Source organism: Actinosynnema sp. NPDC059797, from assembly GCF_042732085.1.
In the GTDB taxonomy this organism is placed as follows: Bacteria; Actinomycetota; Actinomycetes; order Mycobacteriales; family Pseudonocardiaceae; genus Actinosynnema.
Map to the genome: position 1 here is coordinate 82,712 of NZ_JBHWIE010000002.1, position 20,660 is coordinate 103,371.

General features: G+C 73.8%; 15 protein-coding genes. 9 read left to right on the plus strand and 6 right to left on the minus strand.

Annotated elements, in window-relative coordinates; genetic code table 11:
- The first annotated feature begins 83 nt into the window (after positions 1-83).
- The gene (locus ACFV4N_RS01320) at positions 84-3,746 is read left to right on the plus strand and encodes an ATP-dependent helicase (RefSeq protein ID WP_499670490.1); all 3,663 of its coding nucleotides are present in this window, start codon (positions 84-86) and stop codon (positions 3,744-3,746) included.
- A gap of 158 nt (positions 3,747-3,904) precedes the next feature.
- Here ACFV4N_RS01320 and ACFV4N_RS01325 read toward each other — a convergent pair whose 3' ends face one another.
- Positions 3,905-4,441 carry a hypothetical protein gene (locus ACFV4N_RS01325; protein WP_344040946.1) on the minus strand — a complete coding sequence of 179 codons (537 nt, stop codon included), beginning with the start codon at positions 4,439-4,441 and terminating at the stop codon, positions 3,905-3,907.
- A 79-nt stretch (positions 4,442-4,520) separates the two neighbouring features.
- On the minus strand, positions 4,521-4,901 hold the full coding sequence (locus ACFV4N_RS01330) for a DoxX family protein (protein ID WP_499670491.1): 381 nt from the start codon (positions 4,899-4,901) through the stop codon (positions 4,521-4,523).
- A 58-nt stretch (positions 4,902-4,959) separates the two neighbouring features.
- Between ACFV4N_RS01330 and ACFV4N_RS01335 the strand changes: the two genes are divergently transcribed.
- Together ACFV4N_RS01335 and ACFV4N_RS01340 are read left to right on the plus strand one after the other, a co-directional pair.
- Complete coding sequence (locus tag ACFV4N_RS01335) at positions 4,960-6,372, plus strand: M20/M25/M40 family metallo-hydrolase (RefSeq protein ID WP_499670492.1); 1,413 nt, start codon at positions 4,960-4,962, stop codon at positions 6,370-6,372.
- Positions 6,369-7,433, plus strand: coding sequence for a potassium channel family protein (locus ACFV4N_RS01340; RefSeq protein WP_499670493.1), 1,065 nt, complete (start codon positions 6,369-6,371; stop codon positions 7,431-7,433). Before ACFV4N_RS01335 ends, ACFV4N_RS01340 begins: the two co-directional genes overlap by 4 nt.
- A gap of 182 nt (positions 7,434-7,615) precedes the next feature.
- On the opposite strand, the gene ACFV4N_RS01345 is transcribed toward ACFV4N_RS01340, so the two are convergent.
- Positions 7,616-9,193, minus strand: coding sequence for a sensor histidine kinase (locus ACFV4N_RS01345; protein ID WP_499670494.1), 1,578 nt, complete (start codon positions 9,191-9,193; stop codon positions 7,616-7,618).
- Positions 9,190-9,867: a response regulator transcription factor gene (locus ACFV4N_RS01350; protein ID WP_499670495.1), complete on the minus strand. Its 678-nt coding sequence runs from the start codon at positions 9,865-9,867 to the stop codon at positions 9,190-9,192. The genes ACFV4N_RS01345 and ACFV4N_RS01350 overlap by 4 nt, the downstream gene beginning before the upstream one ends.
- An 848-nt stretch (positions 9,868-10,715) precedes the next feature.
- On the opposite strand from ACFV4N_RS01350, the gene ACFV4N_RS01355 reads away from it, so the two are divergent.
- Positions 10,716-11,159 (plus strand): hypothetical protein, encoded by a 444-nt coding sequence (locus ACFV4N_RS01355; RefSeq protein WP_499670496.1) that lies wholly within the window; start codon positions 10,716-10,718, stop codon positions 11,157-11,159.
- Here the strand turns inward: ACFV4N_RS01355 and ACFV4N_RS01360 are convergent.
- Both ACFV4N_RS01360 and ACFV4N_RS01365 read right to left on the minus strand, forming a co-directional pair.
- Complete coding sequence (locus ACFV4N_RS01360) at positions 11,129-12,028, minus strand: neutral zinc metallopeptidase (RefSeq protein ID WP_499670497.1); 900 nt, start codon at positions 12,026-12,028, stop codon at positions 11,129-11,131. The genes ACFV4N_RS01355 and ACFV4N_RS01360 overlap by 31 nt on opposite strands.
- Before the next feature lie 15 nt (positions 12,029-12,043).
- Entirely contained in the window at positions 12,044-13,021 is a 978-nt protein-coding gene (locus ACFV4N_RS01365; protein WP_499670498.1) for a neutral zinc metallopeptidase, read from the minus strand.
- Positions 13,022-13,477: 456 nt separating this feature from the next.
- Here ACFV4N_RS01365 and ACFV4N_RS01370 point away from each other — a divergent pair, with 456 nt between their 5' ends.
- From ACFV4N_RS01370 to ACFV4N_RS01390, 5 genes are all read left to right on the plus strand, one after another.
- Entirely contained in the window at positions 13,478-15,118 is a 1,641-nt protein-coding gene (locus ACFV4N_RS01370) for a DUF2207 domain-containing protein (protein ID WP_499670499.1), read from the plus strand.
- Between the two features lie 320 nt (positions 15,119-15,438).
- A complete protein-coding gene (locus tag ACFV4N_RS01375; RefSeq protein ID WP_499670500.1) occupies positions 15,439-16,725 on the plus strand; it encodes a M16 family metallopeptidase in 1,287 nt (428 codons plus the stop codon).
- Entirely contained in the window at positions 16,722-18,110 is a 1,389-nt protein-coding gene (locus tag ACFV4N_RS01380) for a M16 family metallopeptidase (RefSeq protein ID WP_499670501.1), read from the plus strand. Before ACFV4N_RS01375 ends, ACFV4N_RS01380 begins: the two co-directional genes overlap by 4 nt.
- The gene (nudC, locus tag ACFV4N_RS01385) at positions 18,107-19,057 is read left to right on the plus strand and encodes an NAD(+) diphosphatase (RefSeq protein ID WP_499670502.1); all 951 of its coding nucleotides are present in this window, start codon (positions 18,107-18,109) and stop codon (positions 19,055-19,057) included. The genes ACFV4N_RS01380 and nudC overlap by 4 nt, the downstream gene beginning before the upstream one ends.
- Before the next feature lie 335 nt (positions 19,058-19,392).
- Complete coding sequence (locus ACFV4N_RS01390) at positions 19,393-20,595, plus strand: ROK family protein (RefSeq protein WP_499670503.1); 1,203 nt, start codon at positions 19,393-19,395, stop codon at positions 20,593-20,595.
- The last annotated feature ends 65 nt before the right edge of the window (positions 20,596-20,660 follow it).

Genomic DNA, 20,660 nt, shown 5'->3' on the forward strand with positions numbered 1-20,660 from the left:
CGTCCTGAGCAGGCAATAATTTGTCGCCCTGCGGGTCGCCGTAGGTAGCGGGGCGTGATGTCGAAGAATGCCCCCTTGTGGTCGTGCCGGGTGGGGTCGAACGAGCGGGTGAGCCGGGGGCGCTCGCCAGCCCGTTCGAGGTCGCCGAAGCACTGGGGCTGCCGAGGCCGACGCCGGAGCAGGCCGCCGTGGTCGCCGCGCCGGGCGCGCCCGCCCTCGTCGTGGCCGGCGCGGGCGCGGGCAAGACCGAGACCATGGCCGCCCGCGTCGTCTACCTGGTCGCCAACGGCTTCGTCACGCCCGACCGAGTCCTGGGCCTGACCTTCACCCGCAAGGCCGCCCGCCAGCTGTCCGAGCGCGTCCGGGCCCGGCTGCGGCGGCTGGCCGGCTCACCGCTGCTGGACCGGCTCGACCCGAGCGGCGAACGCCGGGCCGCCGTGCTGACCACCGAGCCCGTCGTCCTCACCTACCACGCCTACGCGGGCCGGCTCGTCGGCGAGCACGGCTTGCGGCTGCCCGTCGAACCGGGCGTGCGGCTGCTCACCGAGACCGCGGCGTGGCAGCTCGCGCACCGCGTGGTGTCGACGTGGGCGGAGGACATCGAGACCGACAAGGTCCCGGCGACCGTGACCAACTACCTGCTGTCGCTGGCGGGCGAGCTGGGCGAGCACCTGGTCGAGCCCGACCAGCTCCGCCGGCACGCCGAGCGGCTGTGCCGGGCCGTCGAGTCCGCGCCGCGGACCAAGCGGCAGGGCGAGGCGCTGCCGCAGTCGTTGCAGGCCGTGGTCAACGCGCAGCGGCTGCGCGCGAACCTGCTGCCGCTGCTGGAGGCCTACCAGGCGCGCAAGCGGCGCGAGGCGGCGATGGACTTCGCCGACCAGATGTCCCTGGCCGCCCGGCTCGCCCTGGAGCACCCCGAGGTGGTGCGCGGCGAGCGCGAGCGGTACGGCGCGGTCCTGCTCGACGAGTACCAGGACACCGGCCACGCCCAGCGCGTGCTGCTGCGGTCCCTGTTCGGCCGGGGCGAGCCGATGCCGGTCACCGCGGTGGGCGACCCGGCGCAGGCCATCTACGGCTGGCGCGGCGCGTCGGCGGCCAACCTGCCGAGGTTCGTGCACGACTTCCCGCCCGCCCGCAAGTACGGGCTGCTCACCAGCTTCCGCAATCCGCCCGAGGTGCTGGCCCTGGCCAACGCGGTGGCCGCGCCGCTGCGCGCGATGGGCCTGGACGTGGAGGAGCTGCACGCCCGCGACGGCGCGGGGCCCGGCGACGTGCGCGTGGCCCTGTTCGACGACATCCGCCGGGAGCTGGACTGGCTGGCCGACACCGTGGCCGCGCAGTGGGAGGCGCACCTGGACACCAGCGACGAGCCGCCGACCGCGGCCGTGCTGGTCCGGCGGCGCTCCGACATGACCGCCATCGCGGCGGCGCTGCGCGAGCGCGGCCTGCCGGTGGAGGTCGTCGGCCTGGGCGGCCTGCTGGACGAACCGGAGATCCGCGACCTGGTCAGCGCCCTGCGCGTGCTGGTGGACCCCCTGGCGGGCACCGCCGCCGCCCGCCTGCTCACCGGGTCCCGGTGGCGGGTCGCGGCGCGCGACCTGGCGGCGCTGTGGGCGCGGGCCCGCGAGCTGGCGGGCGCGCCGACGCGGCAGGCCGTCGTGGACGACCCGCTGTCCGTGCTGGCCGACGCCCTGCCCGGCGAGCACGCCGAGCAGGCGGGCCTGGCCGACGCCCTGGACGACCCGGGCGACCCGACCGCGTACTCGGCCGAGGGCTACCGCCGCATCCGCAGGCTGGGCGCCGAGCTGTCGGCGCTGCGCCGCCGCCTGGACCAGCCGCTGCCGGAGCTGGTCGCGGACGTGGAGCGCACGCTGCTGCTGGACATCGAGGCCCTGTCCCGCCCCGGCGGCGTCGGCCGGGCGCACCTGGACGCGTTCGCCGACGTGGTCAACGACTTCGCCGCGGCCAGCCCGTCCGCGACGCTGCCCTCGCTGGTCGACTACCTGCACACCGCCGAGCAGGCCGAGGACGGCCTGGAGCCGGGCGAGGTGGAGGTGGCCGAGAACCGGGTGCAGGTGCTGACCATGCACTCGGCGAAGGGCCTGGAGTGGCACATCGTGGCCGTCCCGCACGTGGTGAAGGACGTGTTCCCGGGGCGCAAGAAGTCCTCGTCGTGGCTGCGCACGGTGCCGGAGCTGCCGGCGGACCTGCGCGGTGACGCGGAGGACCTGCCCACGTTGCGGCTGCAGCCCCACTACGACCGCAAGGAGGTCGAGGAGGCGCTCGTCCGGCACGAGGACGACTTCGACACCCGGAGGCTGGTGGAGGAGCGCCGGCTGCTGTACGTGGCGCTGACCAGGGCCGAGCACAGCCTGCTGGTGTCCGGCCACTGGTGGGGCGAGACGGGGGACAAGCCGAAGGGGCCCTCGACGTTCCTGACCGAGATCCGCGCGGCGGTGCTGGCGGCGGAGCACCCGCCGGCGGACATCGCGGTCTGGGCGCCGCCGCCGGCGGAGGACGCGCCGAACCCGCTGGCGTCGCAGACGAAGACGGCCCAGTGGCCGGCCGACCCCCTGGGCCGGCGCCGCGCGGCGGTGGTGGAGGGGGCGGAGCTGGTGCTGGCGGCGCTGGAGCGCCTGCTCGCCGAGCCCGAGCCCGTCGAGGTCCCGGAGGGTTCGGGCTCGGGCTCGGCGGAGGCGGTGTCCGGCCACGCCGACGACGTCGTGCCGCCCGAGGAACCGGCCCCGGTCGACGACCCCGCCTTCCACGACCTGGCCGGGGATGACCTGACCCCGCACGACCCGACCCCGGACGGGCCGCCGCCGCCCGACGAGCCCCCGCCGTACGACGACCTGCCCCCCGAACCGCCCGACTTCGAGCCGCCGCCGGACCTCGCGCCGCCGGCCGACCACGCGCCGCCGCCGGACCTCGCGTCCCTGCCCGACTTCGAGCCGCCCGCCGACCTCGTCGACGGGCGGCCCGGCCCCCCGGGGCCCGACCCCGCGGAGCCCGACCTCACGGCGGACGATTTCGCGGCGGACGACCTCGCCGCGGACGACCTACCGGAGGACGACCCCGAGGGCTGGGCCCGCGACGTCGACGTCCTGCTGGCCGAACGCGCCGCGGCGGCCGACCGCCGGGAACGCGTGCTGCTGCCCGAGCACCTCACGGTCAGCCAGCTCGTCGAGCTGGCCGCCGACCCGGACCAGCTGGCCCGCCGACTCCGCCGCCCGCTGCCGTTCCCGCCGAACCCCCTGACCCGCCGGGGCACGGCGTTCCACACGTGGCTGGAGCAGCGGTTCGGCGCGAGCCGCCTGTTCGAGCTGGACGAGCTGCCCGGCGCCGCCGACGAGGGCGCCGCACCCGACTCGGACTTCGGCCGCCTCCAGGAGGCGTTCCTGGCCAGTGACTGGGCGCGCCGCACCCCCTACGACGTCGAGGTGCCGTTCGAGGCCGAGATCGAGGGCATGTCGGTGCGCGGCCGGATGGACGCGGTGTTCGCCGACGAGGACGGCGGCTGGACCGTGGTCGACTGGAAGACCGGCTCGGTGCCCGACGAGGAGCGCCTGCCGGCGCTGTCCGTGCAGCTGGCGGCCTACCGACTGGCGTGGGCGGCGCTCACCGGAACGCCCGTGGAGAAGGTGCGCGCGGCGTTCCACTACGTCCGCCACGACCACACCCTGCGCCCGGCCGACCTGCTGGACGCCGAGGGCCTCCGCAACCTGATCCGCTCGATACCGAACTAGCCGGCCCCGAACCAGCCGGCCCTGAACCAGCCGGCCCGCCCCAGCCTGTCTTGGCGTCCTGGCCTGCCCTGGTCAGGCATATCCTGCTCCGGCCTATCCGGCCCCGACCGTCCTACCGGTCCCGGGCCTCGCCGGCGCCGTTCCCGGTGTCCGCACGCTCAGCCGAGCACCCGCGCGTCCGCGGGCACCTCCTTGAGCACCCGCTCGTACAGCACCTCCAGCAGCCACCGCCCGAACAGCGACGGCCCGAACTCCGTCGACCGGTCCTCCGGCGGCACCACCAGCTCGGCCGCGCCCGACGGGTCCACCGAGACGACCCCGATGCCGTAGTAGTCCAGCTCGATCAGCGGCCACGACTGGCCGCCCTGCGGCGCGGGCAGCACCACCGAGCACGGCGCGAGCGTCATCAACGTCCCGCACGACTGCAGCGCGCGGTCCACCGTCGACTCCCCGACCAGGACGCCGACCAGCTCCACCGCGGGCACGGGCAGCTGGTCGTGCGCGGCGGGCTCGAACCACGAGCGGAACCACGAGGGGTCGGCCTGCGGCGGCCAGCCGTTCGCGCTGCGCCACTCGTGCACGTCGGCGCGAACCCGCACGACGGCCGAGACCTGGTGGCCCAACACGGCGACGTCGGGGACGACGATGCCGCGCCAACCCAACGCCGACGCGGCACGGTGGAGGAGCGGTTGCACTCGGGCATCCTAGAACTGGTTGCGGTTTCAATGACAGACCCATCGGCGCGCTGGGTGTCGACCCGGGCGCTGAGGGTGATCAGGACGTCGACCGACCCACGCGCAGCGCCCACAGGACCAGCGGCACCTGGAGCGGCAGCCGCCCGTACGCGATCGCCCTGGCCTTCGGCGACTTCGTGCGGTGGTCGAGGGCCATCTTCACGTTCGCCGGGAACACGGCCGCGAAGAACAGCGCCGCCAACTTCCCACCCAGCCGGCGCGTGCGCGGCACGGCGACCGCGGCGGCCAGCGCCACCTCCGCGACCCCGGAGGCGTAAGTCCAGGTCCGCGGCTTGCCCGGGAGCGAGCGCGGCACGATCGAGTCGTACGGGCGCGGCTTGGCGAAGTGCGTGACACCTGCCACACCCAGCAGCCCCGCCAGCGCCGGCCCCGACCACGATCGGGAACGAGTGGGTTCCATGAGCCCACCCTGTCACGTCGGCCCGCGAACGGCGCTCCCGGGGTTATCCTCCCGCAACGTGAGCGGTGATCCCGAAAAACCGGAACATCCCGAGCGGGCGGCCGTGGCCGCGTCCGCCGCCGACTTCCTGGCCGGGCTGCGCGAGTGGCTGGCCATCCCGTCGATCGGCGCGGACCCGGCGCACGGCGGCGACGTGCTCGCCTCCGCCCGCTGGCTCGCCGACGCGCTGCGCCGCGACGGCTGGCCCGACGTCCGCGTCTGGGACTCGGGGCCGGCGCTGCCCGCCGTGTACGCCTGCTGGCCCGCCGCCGACCCCGACGCGCCGACCGTGCTGGTCTACGGCCACCACGACGTGCAGCCGGTCGACCCGGTCGAGCGGTGGCAGCACCCGCCGTTCGAGCCGACCCTCGTCGGCGAGGAGCTGTTCGCGCGCGGCGCGAGCGACGACAAGGGGCAGGTCGCGATGCACCTGCTCGGCGTCCGGGCCCACCTCGCCGCGACCGGCGCCACCCGGCCCGCGGTGACGCTCAAGCTGTTCGTCGAGGGCGAGGAGGAGTCCGGCTCGCCCCACCTGACCCGGCTGCTCGACGACCACCGCGACGACCTCGCGTGCGACCTGGTGGTGTTCACCGACACCCCGCTGTACGCGCGGGACGCGCCCACGGTCTGCACCGGCCAGCGCGGCGTCTACGGCGCGGAGGTCGTGTTCACCGGCGGCGACTCCGACGTGCACTCTGGCCGCGCGGGCGGCAGCGTGCCCAACCCGGCCACCGCGATCGCCAGGCTCGTCGCGGCACTCCACGACGACGACGGGCGCGTCCGGCTGCGCGACTTCTACGCCGACGTGGTGGAGCCCACCGAGGCCGAGCGCGCCGACTACGCCGCGCTGCCGTTCGACGAGGCCGTGTGGCTCGCCAACGCGGGCGGCGCGCAGGCCCTGTCGGGCGAGCCGGGCTGGTCCACCCTGGAGCGGGTGTGGGTGCGCCCGACCGCCGAGGTCAACGGCATCAGCGGCGGCTACACCGGGCCCGGCCTGAAGACGATCGTGCCCGCCGAGGCGTCGGTGAAGCTGTCGTTCCGGCTCGTGCCCGACCAGCGGCCCGAGCGGGTCGCCGACGCGCTGCGCGAGTTCGTCCGGGCCCACACCCCGCCCGGCCTGCGCTCCGAGGTGATCCCGGCCGGCGACGGCACGCCGCCGTACGCGGTGGACGTGGCGCACCCGGCGGTCGGCGCGGTGCGCGACGCCGTGGAGGCCGCGTTCGAGCAGCCCGTGAGGTTCAGCCGAACGGGTGGCTCCGGCCCGGCGGCGCTGCTGCACGGGTGGCTGGGCGTGCCGGTCGTGTACCTGGGGGCGACGTTGCCGGATGATCGCATCCACGCGCCGAACGAGCGCGTCGTCGTGCCCCAGTTGCTCCGCGGCGCCGAGGCCGCGGCCAGGCTGTGGCGGCTACTCCCGGAGAGGTTGTCATGATCCGCCGGACCCACCACGGCGAGCCGCTGGCCGAACGACCGGGCCACACGCTCGTCGGCGTGATCAGGATGCCGGACTCGTCGCAGAGCCCGGTCCGCTCGATCGTCAAGCGGGTCATCGGCGCCACCGCCGCGCTCACCGCGGCGGTCCTGATCGTCTACATCGGCCGCGACGGCTACCGCGACGTCAACGAGGACGGCCTGTCCCTGCTGGACGCGGTGTACTACGCGACGGTGTCGCTCTCCACGACCGGCTACGGCGACATCACGCCCGTCAGCTCCCACGCCCGCCTGGTCAACGTCCTGGTGATCACGCCCCTGCGGGTGCTGTTCCTGATCGTGCTGGTCGGCACGACCCTAGAAGTGCTCACCGAGCGTTCGCGCCAGGCGTTGCGCATCCAGAAGTGGAGGACCAAGGTGCGGGACCACGTGGTGGTCATCGGCTACGGGACGAAGGGCAGGTCCGCGGTGAGCGCCCTCATGGGCGACGGCATGGACCCCGGCCAGATCGTCATCGTGGACACCTCCCAGGAAGCCCTGGACGCCGCGTCGGCCATCGGACTGGTCACCGTCCACGGCTCGGGCACCAGCAACGACGTCCTGCGCGTGGCGGGCGTGCCCAGGGCCAGGGCGGTGGTGGTGGCCGCCAACCGCGACGACACGGCGGTCCTGGTCACCCTCACCGCCCGCGAGCTGGCGCCGAAGGCCCAGGTGGTCGCCTCGGTGCGCGAACGCGAGAACGAACACCTCCTGCGCCAGTCCGGAGCCGACTCGGTGGTCGTCTCCAGCGAGACGGCGGGCCGCCTCCTGGGCATGGCGACGGCGACCCCGTCGGTGGTCGACATGGTCGAGGACCTGCTGACCCCGGACGCGGGCCTGGCCATCGCCGAACGGGACGTGGAACCCTCCGAAATCGGCGGCTCACCCCGACACCTGCCGGACATCGTGCTGGGCGTGGTGCGCGAAGGCACCCTATACCGGATCGACGCCCCGGAAGCGGACGCGGTGGAAGCAGGCGACCGCCTCCTCTACGTCAAGAAGGTCACCCCGCCGAAGGAGTAGGTCGAAGCAGCAGCTCGAGGGAGCAGGCCGCCGGAACAGGCCGCCGGAGCAAGTCGCCGGAGCAAGTCGCCGGAGCAGGCTCGAGGGAGCAGCCCGAGGAAGCGGAGCGGCGAAGGCAGGTGGACCCAACCCACCTGCCACCGCCGCCCCACCCTCCGCAAGCACCGTCCCCGAAACCACCGTCACTCCACAAGCGGCAACCGCACCACAAACGCCGCCCCACGCCCAGCCGCCGCCGGTCTACCACCATCCGAACCGCCGGGGTCGCCGGCACCCGAGCCGCCGATCCTCGAGCCGCCGATCCTCAGACCGCCGCCACTCGAATCGCCAACACTCGGATCGCCGCCGCCCACCTTGCGGTCAGCCGTCCCACTACCGGCCACCTCGCGGTCAGTCCTCTCACGGTCAGCCACCCCATGGCCGGCCATCCGATCGCCGGTCATCCGATCGCCGGTCATGCCCTTGGCCGCATCCATCACCCCTCTCATCCTCAGCGTCGGCTCATCGACGTCATCCCGCATCAAGGCGGTGACCTGGTCGGCATCCGTGCAGGTCAGCTCCCCTCCGTGGGCTCGCACCACACCGCGCGCGATGGCCAGCCCGAGCCCCGAGCCACCCGACCGCCGATCACGCGCTTCGTCCAGCCGGACCAGCCGGTCGAAGATGCATTCCCGGTCGCCAGGCGGCACCCCGGGCCCGTTGTCGAACACCACGAGCAGCGCGAAGCCACCCGCCGCCGACACGGAGAGCCTCACCCGCCCTGAGAGGCCGGTGGCCTGCCGGGCGTTGTCGGCGAGGTTCGCCAGCACCTGCGCTAACCGCTGCGGGTCGACGGAGACGAACACCGACACGCCCTCGACCTCGATGTCGAAGTCGGGCGCGAGCAACCGCGTCCGCCCCACCTCGGCCTCGGCCAGCGCCAGCAGGTCCACGCGTTCGCGGTGCAGTTCGAGCCCGACGTCGATCCTGGCCAGCGCCAGCAGGTCGTCCACGAGCCGCCCGGCCCGCCGTGACTCCCGCACCAGCAGCAGGTTCAACCGCTCCCGCTCCTCGGCGTCCGAGGTCTGCATCAGCGCCTCGGCCACCGCCTGCACGCCCGCGATGGGTGTCCGCAGCTCGTGCGCCGCATCGGCCACGAACCTCTTGGTCCTCTCCTCCGATCCCTCCAGCGAATCCAGCATGTCGTCGAACGCGGCCGCCGTCCGGCCCAGCTCGTTGTCCGTCGACGACGGGTTGAGCCGGTACCCGCGCTTGCCCTTGGCGATCGAGCGGGCCAGCGTGGTCATCGCGTCCAACGGCGCCAACGCCCGCCGCACCGTCCACACCAGCGCCGCCGCCGTCACCGCCAGCCCACCGAACCCGACCAGCAGCAACAACCGTCGCAGCCGCACCTGCGCGGCCGTGATCACCGACGACTCGGCGTAGAGCGTGATCACCGACCCGTCCACCAGTTCCCGATCGACCTGGTTGGCCACCCCCTCCGAAGGTGCTTTCCCGAACACCGCCCCGCCCGGCATGACCAGCCGGACCTCCACGCCCCGACCTTCCAACCGGTTGACCAGGTCCGCCCCGCGCACGTGCTGCTTGACCAGTTGCTGAGCCACCCGCGCCTTCTCCAGCAACGCGGTCTCGACATCCCGCTTGGACTGGGCCGCGAACAGCCCGTCCACCAGCAGCACCACCCCGAGCAGCACCACCCCGAGCACGCCGATCACGTACAGCGTGACCCGACGTCGCAGCGAGACGGTCCGCAGGCTCACGTCTCGTCAGCCCTGAGCACGTAGCCCAGCCCTCTCACGGTGTGCAGCAGACGCGGCCCGTGTTCCTCCAGCTTCCGGCGCAGGGCACTGACGTGCACCTCCACCAGGTTGGGGTCGTAGTCCTCGTAACCCCACACCGCCGTGAGGATCTGGGTCTTGCCCACCACGCGCCCGCGCTGCGCCGCCAGGTACCGCAGCAGCCGCAGCTCGGTGGCGGTCAACTCGATCGGCGCGCTCCCGCGCAGCACCACCGCCGAGTCCGCGTCGACCACCAGGTCACCGATCTGCACGGTGGACGGCGTGCGCCCCAACCGCCGCAGCACCGCACTGACCCGCGCGACCAACTCGGCCAACACGAACGGCTTCACCACGTAGTCGTCCGCGCCCCGGTCCAGCCCTCGCAGCCGATCGGACACGCCGTCCCGGGCGGTCAACATCACCACCCCGGCCCCACTGGTCCGCCGGATCACCTCCAACAACGCGAAGCCGTCCCGACCGGGCAGCATCACGTCGAGCACCACGAGGTCCGGGCGGAACCGGCTCAGCTCGCCTTCCAGGTCCCGACCGTCCGGCCGGACCTGTACCTGGTAACCCGCGTCCCGGAGGGCGGAACTCACCGCCGCACCGATCGCTTCCGCGTCCTCGATCACCAGTACTCTGGCAGCAGTCGACACCTCCTCATTCTGCGACGTCCCGGGCCGCGATTCCGCGTCGCTTCGATCTAGGGACCGCCACGGATCGAACCCGATGACCATTCATTTCCCCAGGCGAGTCCGACGGGACTCGACTGACTGATTCGCTGATTCGCTGGTTGGCCGACCGGCCGACTCGGCCGGTGAATCGGCTGGTTGGCTGGTTCGGCTGGCCGGCTACGGCCCGCACTCGGCAGGCAGGGCAGGTTGAGCCGGTCGGCTCGGCTGACTGGTCGGCTCGGTTGACTGGTTGGCTCGCGCTGGACGAACGTCGGCTCGACGGCCTGTCGGCCTGTCGGCCCGTCGGTTTGGCGAACTGTGCGCTCGGCGGATTGCGCGCTCGTGGGCGGCCGAGACCGGTCGCGGTCCGTCGGAGTCGTGTGTCCGCGGCTGTCGCAGGTCCGGCAGTCACCTGTTCACCGCCGCCAGTGGCCGGGCGAACCACGGGCATGCGGTGAGCCGGCACCTCCGAACCAGCAGGCTACGAGAGCCGGTGTGGCCAAGCCGGCCGTGCGCGGGCCGGGAACCCACGCCTCGGCGACCGCGATCGACCCGGCCGCCGCCGACCACGACCGTCGCCGGCGCGCGGCGACGCTCTTCGGCCCGGCGGCCCGCTCCAAGGCGGGGGATCAGCCGGTGCTCCTCGGGATCGGAACCCGTCTCCTGCCGCGATTCCGACCTGTTCGATGACTTCGGGGGTTTTGTTCATGGGTTGATTTTCGAACGGGTGTTCGATGGTTGACAAGATCACGATCGGGTGATCCGGGGCGGTCCGGAACACCCGCCCACCCCCACGACAACCGCCCGTCCCGTCTGCGACCATCCACGCTGTGGCGGCTCCGCGAAGCCCGGTGAGATGGGCGCTGGTCCTGCTGGTAGCGGGACTGTTGGGCGTCGCGGCGGTGGTCGCCCTCTGGTGGCCGAACGCCTCGACCGGGACCGGGACCCGACTGGCCCCGGCCACGGTCGTCGAACCTGCCTCCTGCGGCGGCGCGGACGCCTACGACCGCGTCGAGGTCCAAATCGGCGACGAGGTGCGCACCGTCAAGCTCGACGGCTGCGGCCACCAGGAGGACGAGGTCGTCGAGGTCGTCCTCCCCGCCGACACCACCGGCGAGTTCACCGTCCAGGCGGCCGCCAGCGCCCCCGCCGGGATGCCGTTCGAAACCAGGCTGGCCGCGACGCTCCTGTGCCTGAGCGGTCTCGCCGGCGGCCTCTACGCCTACCTGCTGACCAGGCGTTCTCAGCCGACGGCCGCCGTCGGCGCGGCGTAGGTGTTGCACGCCGTCGTCGTGCCCGCCTCGAACCCGACCGAGGCCCATTCGGCCTGGTTCTCGGGGTTGCCGTGCGCGTTCTTCTCCGGTGGTTCCTCCACCGCGTACTGGAAGTCCTCCGCCGCCTCGGCGGCCAGCGCCGGCCCGATCGACCCGGACGCCGCCGACAGGAACATCCCGGCGAAGCAGTTCGCCTGGAGCTCGATCCGCCGCGACATCTCCAGGCCCGCCGGCGTCCGCTCGCCCGAGGCCACGATCCTGCCGTCCGCCGCGCGCAGCATCCCGCTCAACGCCTGCACGTGGTGCCCGTACTCGTGCGCCAACGTCGCCAGGTGCGACCCGGCGCGCTCACCGCCGCCGTTGTCGCGCAGCCGCCGCGTGGGCATGTAGATGGTCCGGTTGCGGCCGCAGTAGTAGGCCACCGCCTCGCTCTCCGCGGGCGCCGAGCCGCACGGCCCCTCGGCCAGCTCCGGGGACGTGTCCAGCGCGGGCGGCGAGAACGGCAGGTTCGCCTGCTCCAGCACGGGCCGCCACGCCTGGTCGAGGCACGCCGTGCCCGCCTTGTAGTACGTCGACAACTGGGTGTCCGACAGTCCGAACCCCGGCAACGCGCACGCCACCGCGGGCAGCTTCGTGGGCGTGACCAGCAACGGGTGGTCGGCAAGCCGGTGCACGGCCCGAGGTCGCGGCTCCTCCGTGCCCCTCGCGGGGTCCGGGGCGGCGTCCGGCACGGCCACCGGCCGCCCGCCGATCCGCCGGGACGACTCCAGCTGGGTCACCGCACCGAGGCCCAGCACGCACGACACGATCAGCGCGAACACACCGATGAGCGCGATCGGGTTGTTCCTGGGCTGCTCGGGTGTGCGCACGGTCCTCCAGTCGGGTCAGCTGACTTCCGCCGCGCCGGCCACCCAAGTGTTGCACGCGCTCGTGTTGTTGTTTTTGAACCCGTGGTTCACCCAGGCCGCGTTCCGCTCGGGCGCGCCGTGGTCCCGGTTGGGGTAGATGGGGTAGTCGCCGCGGTTGCCCGCGTCGGTCAGCGCGACCGAGATGACGTCGCCGGGCACCGCGCCGTGCGACAGCGGGGCCAGCGTCATCCCGCCGAAGCAGGTCGCCTGGAGCTCCTTGCGCCGGTTCAGCTCCAGGCCGGCCGGGGTGTCCCAGCCGCCCTGCTCGTACTGGGCCTCGCCGGAGGCGCGCAGGATGCCGGACAGCCACTGGACGTGGTGGCCGTACTCGTGGGCGAGCTGGCCCAGGTACTTGCCGGGGTGGTTGGGGTTGGCCGCGCCCTGCTCGTTGGCGTAGTGGTTGGGCGTCCAGTAGATGGTGCCGTCGCAGTACATGGCGGTGCGGTCGGGTCCCATGGAGCCGCACGTGTTGGTGATCTGCGAGGTCACCATGACCAGCTCGACCGGCTGGTAGGGCAGGTTGGCCTTGGTGAACGACGGCTTCCACATCGCCTCGATGCACGGCAGCGCGGCGCGCAGGAACTGGTCCTGCCCGGCGGGCGAGTAGTCCATCGCGGGCAGCGGGCAGCCGTCGATGTCGAACGCGCCCAGGTCCGCCGAGTGGATCGGGTTGTCGCCGAGCGCGATGACGGCTTTCGGGCCGGACTTCGGCGTGCTGGCCGACGGTCTCGTCGTCTCGTTCGCGGTCGTCGTCGTGGTGGTGGTCGTGGTCGTCGGTTCAGGCGAATAGGTGTAACTCGAATACCCGGAGTAACCGGAGTCGCCGGCCTGGTTGGAGTCGCGGGTCGCCGCGATGATCCCGATGGTCGCGATGCCCAGCACCACGAAGCCGATCAGCAGCACCGCCACCAGCGGGCCCTTGCTCTTGCTGCGCGGCAGCGGCGGGTAGGGCATCGGCGGCGGGCCCCACCCCGGCGGCGGTCCGGGTGGCGGACCCCAGCTCACGGGGGGTGGCTGGGGCGGCGCCACCGGTGGTCCGGCGTTCGGTCCGGGCCAGGGCGGGGGTCCGGCCTGCGGCGGCCCGACCTGCGCGGGCCCGACCTGCTGAGGGCCGACTTGAGGGGGTCCGACCTGCTGAGGGCCGACCTGCTGGGGGTCCATCGGCGGGGGACCGCCGGGCTGCGGTCCCCAGGGCGGAGGACCGGACGGCGGGGGCTGCTGGGCGGGCCACTGGCGGGTCGGCGGCGGCTGCCGGTGGTGCAGCGGCGCGGGCACCGGCGGAGGGCCAACCGGTCGTGGCGGCGGCCAGCCACCCGGCGGTGGTGGTTGCGTCATCGCTGGTGGTCCCCCATGTCGCGGATGCCCGAATCAGCATTGGAGCTTAGGGGAACTCCGCTATCCTGCGCGGCCGTGTTGAGAAACTGGGGAGCGGCCGCGATCTGCGCGATCGCGCTGGGCACGGGCGCAGGCGTCGCGGTGGCGCAACCGAGCAGCCCGGCCGGGCTGCCCGGGACGGTCAACGTCGACGTGCGCCTGAAACTGGAGCGCGACGGCCGGTTGACCGTGACCGAGGTGGTGACCGTCCCCGAAGGAAAATCAGCCAATCGTGTGGTCCCGCTACGCATCGCAGTCGGCGGCAACCGCGACCGCGTGTACGAGGTCGCCAACGCGACCGTGGACGGCGAGGGCACGGCTACAGCATCGGCCGACGAGTTCTCGATCGCACTCCGGGCGGGCACGTCCACCGTCACCTACGCGGTCGTCGGCGCCGTCGCGCAGATCGGCGACACCCTCGAACTGCGCTGGCAGCCCGCGAGCGGCTGGGACGTCGAGCTGGACTCCGTCAGGGTCTCGGTGATCGCCCCGGACGCGCCGCGGTCGGTGAACTGCCTGGCCGGCGAGCCGGGTACGGCGAAACCGTGCACCACCGCGGAGCTGGGCGACGGGCGCGGCGTGCGGGCCACCGAGATCGGCCTGGCGCCCGGCGAGCGGGTCGACGTGGCGGTCGGCCTCCAGGAGGGCGCGGCGCCGGCCAACGCGCGCGTGGTCGAGTCGGCGGGCCTGGCCGCGGCGTTCGCGCTGACCCCGGCGACCGGCGCCGGGCTCGGCGCGCTGGTCCTGCTGCTGCTCGGCGGCGCGGTGCTGCTGTGGTACCTCCGCGGCCGCGACGCGCGGGCCCTGGCGAGCGACGTCGGACCGGTGGACGTGCTGGTCACCGACGCGGCCGGGCGGGTGGCGTTCGCCTCGCCGGACGGCGTGCTGCCGGGGCAGGTCGGCACCGTGGTCGACGAGCACGTGGACGTGGTCGACGTGACCGCGACGATCGTCGACCTCGCGGTGCGCAACTACGTGTGGATCGAGGAGGTCGGCGGGCTGGACTGGCGCTTCGTCCGCCGCAACCCGGCCGACCCGTCGCTGTCGGGCTACGAGCGCGCCGTCTACGAGGCGCTGCTGCCCGACGGCGTGGACGCGGTGCTGCTGTCCGAGCTGCGCGGCCGGCGGATCGACCTGTCGCGCGTGCGGGACGCGCTGTACGCCGACGTGGTGGCGAAGAACTGGTTCGCGCGGCGGCCGGACGCCGAGCGGAACCTGTGGTGGTGGGCCGGGGTCGGGTTGGGCGTGCTGGGCGCGGTGCTGACCGCGGTGTTGGCGCTGGTCGGGACGGGTGCGCTGTTCGGGCTGGTGGTGGTCGCGGCGGGGGTGGCGCTGGCCGTGGGCGCGCGGTCGATGCCCGCGCGGACCAAGCGGGGCAGCGCCCTGCTGGAGCACGTGCGGGGGCTGCGCGGGTACCTGCACACGGCGACGCCCCGGGACATCCCGGACGCGGACCGGGAGATGGTGTTCTCGCGGTCGCTGCCGTACGCGGTGGTGCTGGGGGAGACGGAGCGGTGGTTGGCGGCGTTCGCCGGGACCCGGCCCGGGCTGTACTGGTTCGGCGAGGCGGAGAGCGGCGGTGACCTGCGGCGTTTCGCCCACCGGTTCCCGACGTTCCTCGGCGCGCTGGACGGGGTCCTGGCGCAGGCCGGGCACCTGCGGTCGCTGCGGGGCTGATCACGATCACCCGATGGTGACCTTGCCTCCCGTCGAACACCCGTTCGACAATTGACCCGTCCGGCCACCGACCCCGCGGGCGACGGGTGAGGAGCCGGGCGCGGCGGCCGAAGCCGACCCGGTGCCCAAGCGCGTGGCTCCACCGGGCCGGGGTGGCCGGTCGGTGCGGGTCGCGTTCCGGGTGCACCCGGAACGGGCCCGGCCGTGGAGCGGTGGTCGACCGGTCCGAACCCGGTCGGTTCGCGATGGGCGTAGCGGGGTGGCGCGGCCGGCGGGTGACCTGCGGCCCGAGTGGCCGCCGAAACCCGTAGGCTGCGCTCATGGCGCTACCCGAACTGCACAGGTTCACGCTCCCCAACGGCCTGCGGGTGGTGTTCGCACCAGACCGCAGCGCCCCGGTCGTCGGGGTGAGCGTGCACTACGACGTGGGATTCCGCTCCGAGCCGGAGGGGCGGACGGGGTTCGCGCACCTCTTCGAGCACCTGATGTTCCAGGGCAGCGAGAGCCTGGAGAAGCTCGCCCACTTCAGGCACGTGCAGTCCTCGGGTGGCACGTTCAACGGCTCCACGCACCCCGACTACACCGACTACTACGAGGTGCTGCCGTCGGCGGCACTGGAGCGGGCGCTGTTCCTCGAAGCGGACCGCATGCGCGCGCCGAAGCTCACCGAGGAGAACCTGCGCAACCAGATCGACGTGGTGAAGGAGGAGATCCGACTCAACGTCCTGAACCGACCGTACGGGGGGTTCCCCTGGATCCTCCTGCCACCGGTCCTGTTCCAGACCTTCCCGAACGCGCACAACGGCTACGGCGACTTCACCGACCTGGAGAACGCCACCGTGGACGACTGCGCCGCGTTCTTCGACACCTACTACGCGCCGAGCAACGCCGTGCTGACGGTGGCGGGCGACTTCGACGTGGAGACAACGAAGGCGCTGGTCGAGAAGCACTTCGGCGACGTGCCCGCCCGTCCGGCGCCGCCCCGGCCGTCCTTCGCCGAGGCGCCGCCGAAGGGTGAGCTGCGCGCCGAGCACACCGACGCGCACGCGCCGATGCCCGCGCTCGCCCTGGGCTACCGCGTCCCGGACCCGGTGAACGACGTGGAGGGCTACCTCACCTACCTGGTCCTGGCCGGGGTGCTGACCGACGGCGACGGGTCGCGGCTGCAGCAGCGGCTGGTGCACCGCGACAGGCTCGTGGTGGAAGTCGGCTCCGGGTGCGGTCTGTTCGGGCCGCTGGAGGCGCGCGACCCCGACACGTTCAGCATCACCGCGATCCACCCGTCCGAGGTGACCGCCGATCGGATCATCGCGGTGGTGGACGAGGAGCTGCTGCGGCTGGCCGAGGAAGGGCCGACCGCGCAGGAGCTGGCGAAGGTCACCGCCCGCTGGGCGTCGACCATGCACCGCGAGCACGACCGGCTGACCAGCCGGACGCTGGGCCTCGGGTCGGCCGAGCTGCTGTTCGGGAGGGCCGAGCTGCTGTACGAGCTGCCGGAGAAGCTGTCCGGCATCACCACCGACGAGGTCGCCGCCGCGGCCAAGGCGCTGCGGCCGGACTCGCGCGCCGTCCTGATCCTCAACCCGGCCAACGGAGGTAACGAGTGAGCGCCCCGACCAAGCACCGCAGCGCCGAGGAGATCGGCCGTACGGCGCTCGGGCCTCGCCCGTTCCCGGAGCTGGGCGGGCAGCGGGCGGCGGCGGACCTGGACACCGTCGATACGACGCTGGCCAACGGCCTGCGGGTGATCGCGGTGCGCCGGTCGTCGGTGCCGCTGGTGGAGGTGCGGCTGCGGATCCCGTTCGGGGACCCGGCGTCCTCCAGCACCGGCTCGACGCACGCGGCGCGCGCCGAGCTGCTGGCCAGCACGGTGCTGACCGGCACCGCCACCCGCAGCCGGGTGGACGTCGACACCGAGCTGGCGCTGGTCGGCGGCGAGCTGGACGCGGCGGTGGACCCGGAGCGGCTGGCGTTCACCGGCAACGCGCTGGCGGCGGGTCTCGACACCGTCCTCGACGTGCTGCGCGACGCGCTGACCGGCGCGACCTACCCGAACGAGGAGGTCGAGCGGGAGCGGGCGCGGCTGGTCGAGCGGATCCGGCTCGCGCGGTCGCAGCCGAGCGTGATCGCGCGGGAGGCGTTGCAGCGCCACCTGTACGGCGACCACCCGTACGCCAAGGAGATGCCCGAGGCGGACGAGGTCCTGTCGGTGACGCGCGACGACGTGCTGGCCCTGCACGCGGCGGCGGTGCTGCCGCGCGGCGCGGTGCTGGTGCTGGTCGGCGACGTGGCGCCGGACGCGGCGGTGCGGGCGGTCGAGAACGCGCTGGGCGGGTGGACGGCCGAGGGCACCGCGGTGACGCTGTCGCCGCTGCCGGTGGTCCGGGGCGGCGACGTGCTGCTGGTGCACCGGCCCGGCGCGGTGCAGTCGCAGATCCGGCTCGCCGCGCGCGCCCTGGTGCGCACCGACGAGCGGTACCCGGCGCTCCAGCTAGCGAACCTGGTGTACGGCGGGTTCTTCTCCTCGCGCCTGGTGGAGAACATCCGCGAGGACAAGGGCTACACCTACCACGCGCGGTCGTACCCGGAGTTCACGCCGGGCGGCGCGGCGCTGCTGGTGGACGCCGACACGGCGAGCGAGGTCACGGCGTCGGCGCTGCTGGAGACCCGTTACGAGCTGGCCAGGATGGCCCTGTCGCCGCCGTCGGAGGAGGAGGTGGGCACCGCCTGCCGGTACGCCGTCGGGTCGCTGCTGACCGCGACGTCGTCGCAGGGCGGGTTGGCGTCGTTCCTGGTGAACCTCGCCGGCCTGGGCCTGGGCGTGGACTGGTTCCTCGGGCACCCCGGGCGGCTGGCCGCGGTCACCGTCGAGCAGGTGGCCGAGGTGGCGCTGGAGTTCTTCGCGCCCACCGCGTTCACCGGCGTGCTCGTGGGCGACGCCGACAAGCTGACGCCGCGGCTGCGGGCGCTGGGCGGTGTGGCCCTGCCGTGAGCTTCGAGCTGGTGGAACTGCCGGCGCTCTCGCGGTTCACCGTCGACCGGCGGGAACCGCTGCGCGGTGACGAGCGGCGCCTCGCGCAGCTGTGGCCGAAGTCGCGCGTCATCACCGTCGACGCGCACGGCCGGGCGCCGGTGGCCGACCGCGGGACGCGCCTGGTCGACCACCCGGCCACGGACTTCGGCGACGAGCCGCCGGACACCGCCGTGCTGCTCGGCGAGCAGGACGGCGTGGCGTACTGGGCGGTGCCGCTGACCGAGGACGAGACGGACGTCGCGGCGCCGTCCGGGCGGGCGTGGTTCCAGGCGGAGCTGACCGACGAGCAGCAGTGGCTGGACCTGCGGGCGGCCGGCGCGCTGCTGGACGACACCGGCGCGGGCCTGTTCACCTCGGCGGTGGCGCTGTTCCACTGGCACCGCTCGGCGAAGTTCTGCGCGGTGTGCGGCGGTCCGACGGAGTCGATCAAGTCGGGGTGGGCGCGGGTCTGCGAGCGGTGCGGGCGCGAGGAGTACCCGCGCACCGACGCGGCCGTGATCTGCCTGGTCCACGACGGCGCCGACCGGGTCCTGCTCGCCCGCGGCGCGGGCTGGCCGGAGGGGCGGTACTCGGTGCTGGCCGGGTTCGTCGAGGCCGGCGAGTCGCTGGAGGCGTGCGTCGCGCGGGAGATCGAGGAGGAGGTCGGCGTCGAGGTGGGCGAAATCCGCTACCTCGGGAGCCAGCCGTGGCCGTTCCCGCGGTCGCTGATGGTGGGCTTTGAGGCGGTGGCCGACCCGACCGAACCGCTGCGCCTGGCGGACGGCGAGATCGCCCAGGCCAAGTGGGTCGACCGGGCCGACGTGCGGCGGGCGCTGGCCGAGCCCGGGAGCGTGCCGGACCTGCTGCTCGCGCCGGGCGCGTCGATCGCCTACCGGATGATCCAGTCCTGGGTGGCCGCCGGCTAGGACCACCTCGGACCGCCGGGACCCGGGCGGGCGATGGTGCGCCCGGGTGCCGGACGTGCCGGACGTGGTTCGGCGGGTGAGCCGTGGCGGCCCGCGTTGCCGGTTCGTGGTGTCGGTCGGTGGCGCTGGTCTGTGGTGCTGGTCGGTCGCGGTGGGCGACGTGGTGATCACGGTGGCGATCCGGGGCGGTGGAACGGGTGCCGTTCGGGTCCTTCGCACGGGTGGTCCGGGCGGAAACTGTCGGTGGCGCACGGTGAATCGGGCTCTTCCGGGGGTGCGGGGGGATAACGTCGTGTGTCCACCGCGACTTGTGGCGGACATCGCCAACCGGCCTGATGGGGATCGCTGTGCACCGCAAGCTGACAGTGCGCGACCTGCGCGCCGGCAACCGGGCGCGAGTGCTGCGCGCGCTGTACTTCGACGAGCCGCGCAGCCGGCAGGAGTTGGCCGGGATCACCGGGTTGAGCCAGGCGTCGGTGAGCAACGTGGTCGGCGAGCTGATCTCCGAGGGCGTCGTGGTGGAGGCCGGGCAGGTCGACTCGGACGGTGGGCGTCCCCGCGTGCTGCTGCGGGTCAACCCCGCGTTCGCGGCGGTGGTCGGGGTGGACGTCGGTGAGACGCACGTGCTGGTCGAGGTGTTCGACCTGACGCTGCGGCGGCTGGCCGTGGCCGCGTCGCCGATGGAGCCGGACGTGCACTCGGTCGACGACGTGGCGGGGCGGGTCCTCGACGGCCTGGACCGCTGCCTGCGCGACAGCGGGGTGGAGGACGTGCTCGGCGTGGGCATCGGCGTGCCCGGGTTCGTCGAGCGGGGGCTGGTCTACGCGCAGACCGTGGGCTGGCACGGCGTCGCCCTGGAGCGGATGCTGCGCGCGGGCACCGACCTGCCGTTGTTCCTGGACAACGGCGCGAACACGTTGGGCCAGGCCGAGATGTGGTTCGGCGCGGGCCGGGGCGCGGGTGACGCGGTGGTCGCGCTGATCGGGTCGGGCGTCGGCGCGAGCGTCATCGCCGGCGGCGTGCTCTACCGCGGCTCGTCGGGCGGTGCGGGGGAGTGGGGTCACACGACCGTCGCCCTCGACGGCAGGCCCTGCCGGTGCGGCGCCCTCGGTTGCCTGGAGGCGTATATCGGCGCGTCCGGCGTGGTCGAGCGGTACCGGGCGGTCGAGCCGGACGTGCCCGCCGAGCAGGAGGCGGCGTTAGCCGCGCTGGTCGCCGACGGGTCGCGGGCCGCGCGGGACGTGCTCGCCGAGACCGCCCGCTACACGGGGTTGGGCATCGCGAACCTGATCAACCTGTTCAACCCGTCCCGCGTGATCGTCGGCGGCTGGGCCGGGCTGCTGCTCGGCGCCCGCATCCTCGACGACGTCCGCGCCGAAGCCGCCCGCCACGCCCTGCACCGGCCGTTCGAGCAGGTGTCGATCACCCTGTGCGAACTGGGGCCGGAGTCGGTGGCCCTGGGCGCGGCGACGCTGCCGGTGGCCGAGTTCCTCGCGGCGGGCGGGGTGCGCCGCCAGGCGCCCAGCCGAGTGGGCTGACCGGTCCGACCGGAGCGGGCGTCGCCGGGGGCCGGGGAGCCGAGGACCGGGGAACCGGCGTGGTC

Coding starts and splice junctions, on each gene's coding strand:
- ACFV4N_RS01340 (WP_499670493.1), top strand. CDS start 6,369: ATGATCCGCCGGACCCACCACGGCGAGCCGCTGGCCGAACGACCGGGC.
- ACFV4N_RS01365 (WP_499670498.1), bottom strand. CDS start 13,021: ATGCCCTACCCGCCGCTGCCGCGCAGCAAGAGCAAGGGCCCGCTGGTG.
- ACFV4N_RS01330 (WP_499670491.1), bottom strand. CDS start 4,901: ATGGAACCCACTCGTTCCCGATCGTGGTCGGGGCCGGCGCTGGCGGGG.
- ACFV4N_RS01390 (WP_499670503.1), top strand. CDS start 19,393: ATGGGGATCGCTGTGCACCGCAAGCTGACAGTGCGCGACCTGCGCGCC.
- ACFV4N_RS01375 (WP_499670500.1), top strand. CDS start 15,439: ATGGCGCTACCCGAACTGCACAGGTTCACGCTCCCCAACGGCCTGCGG.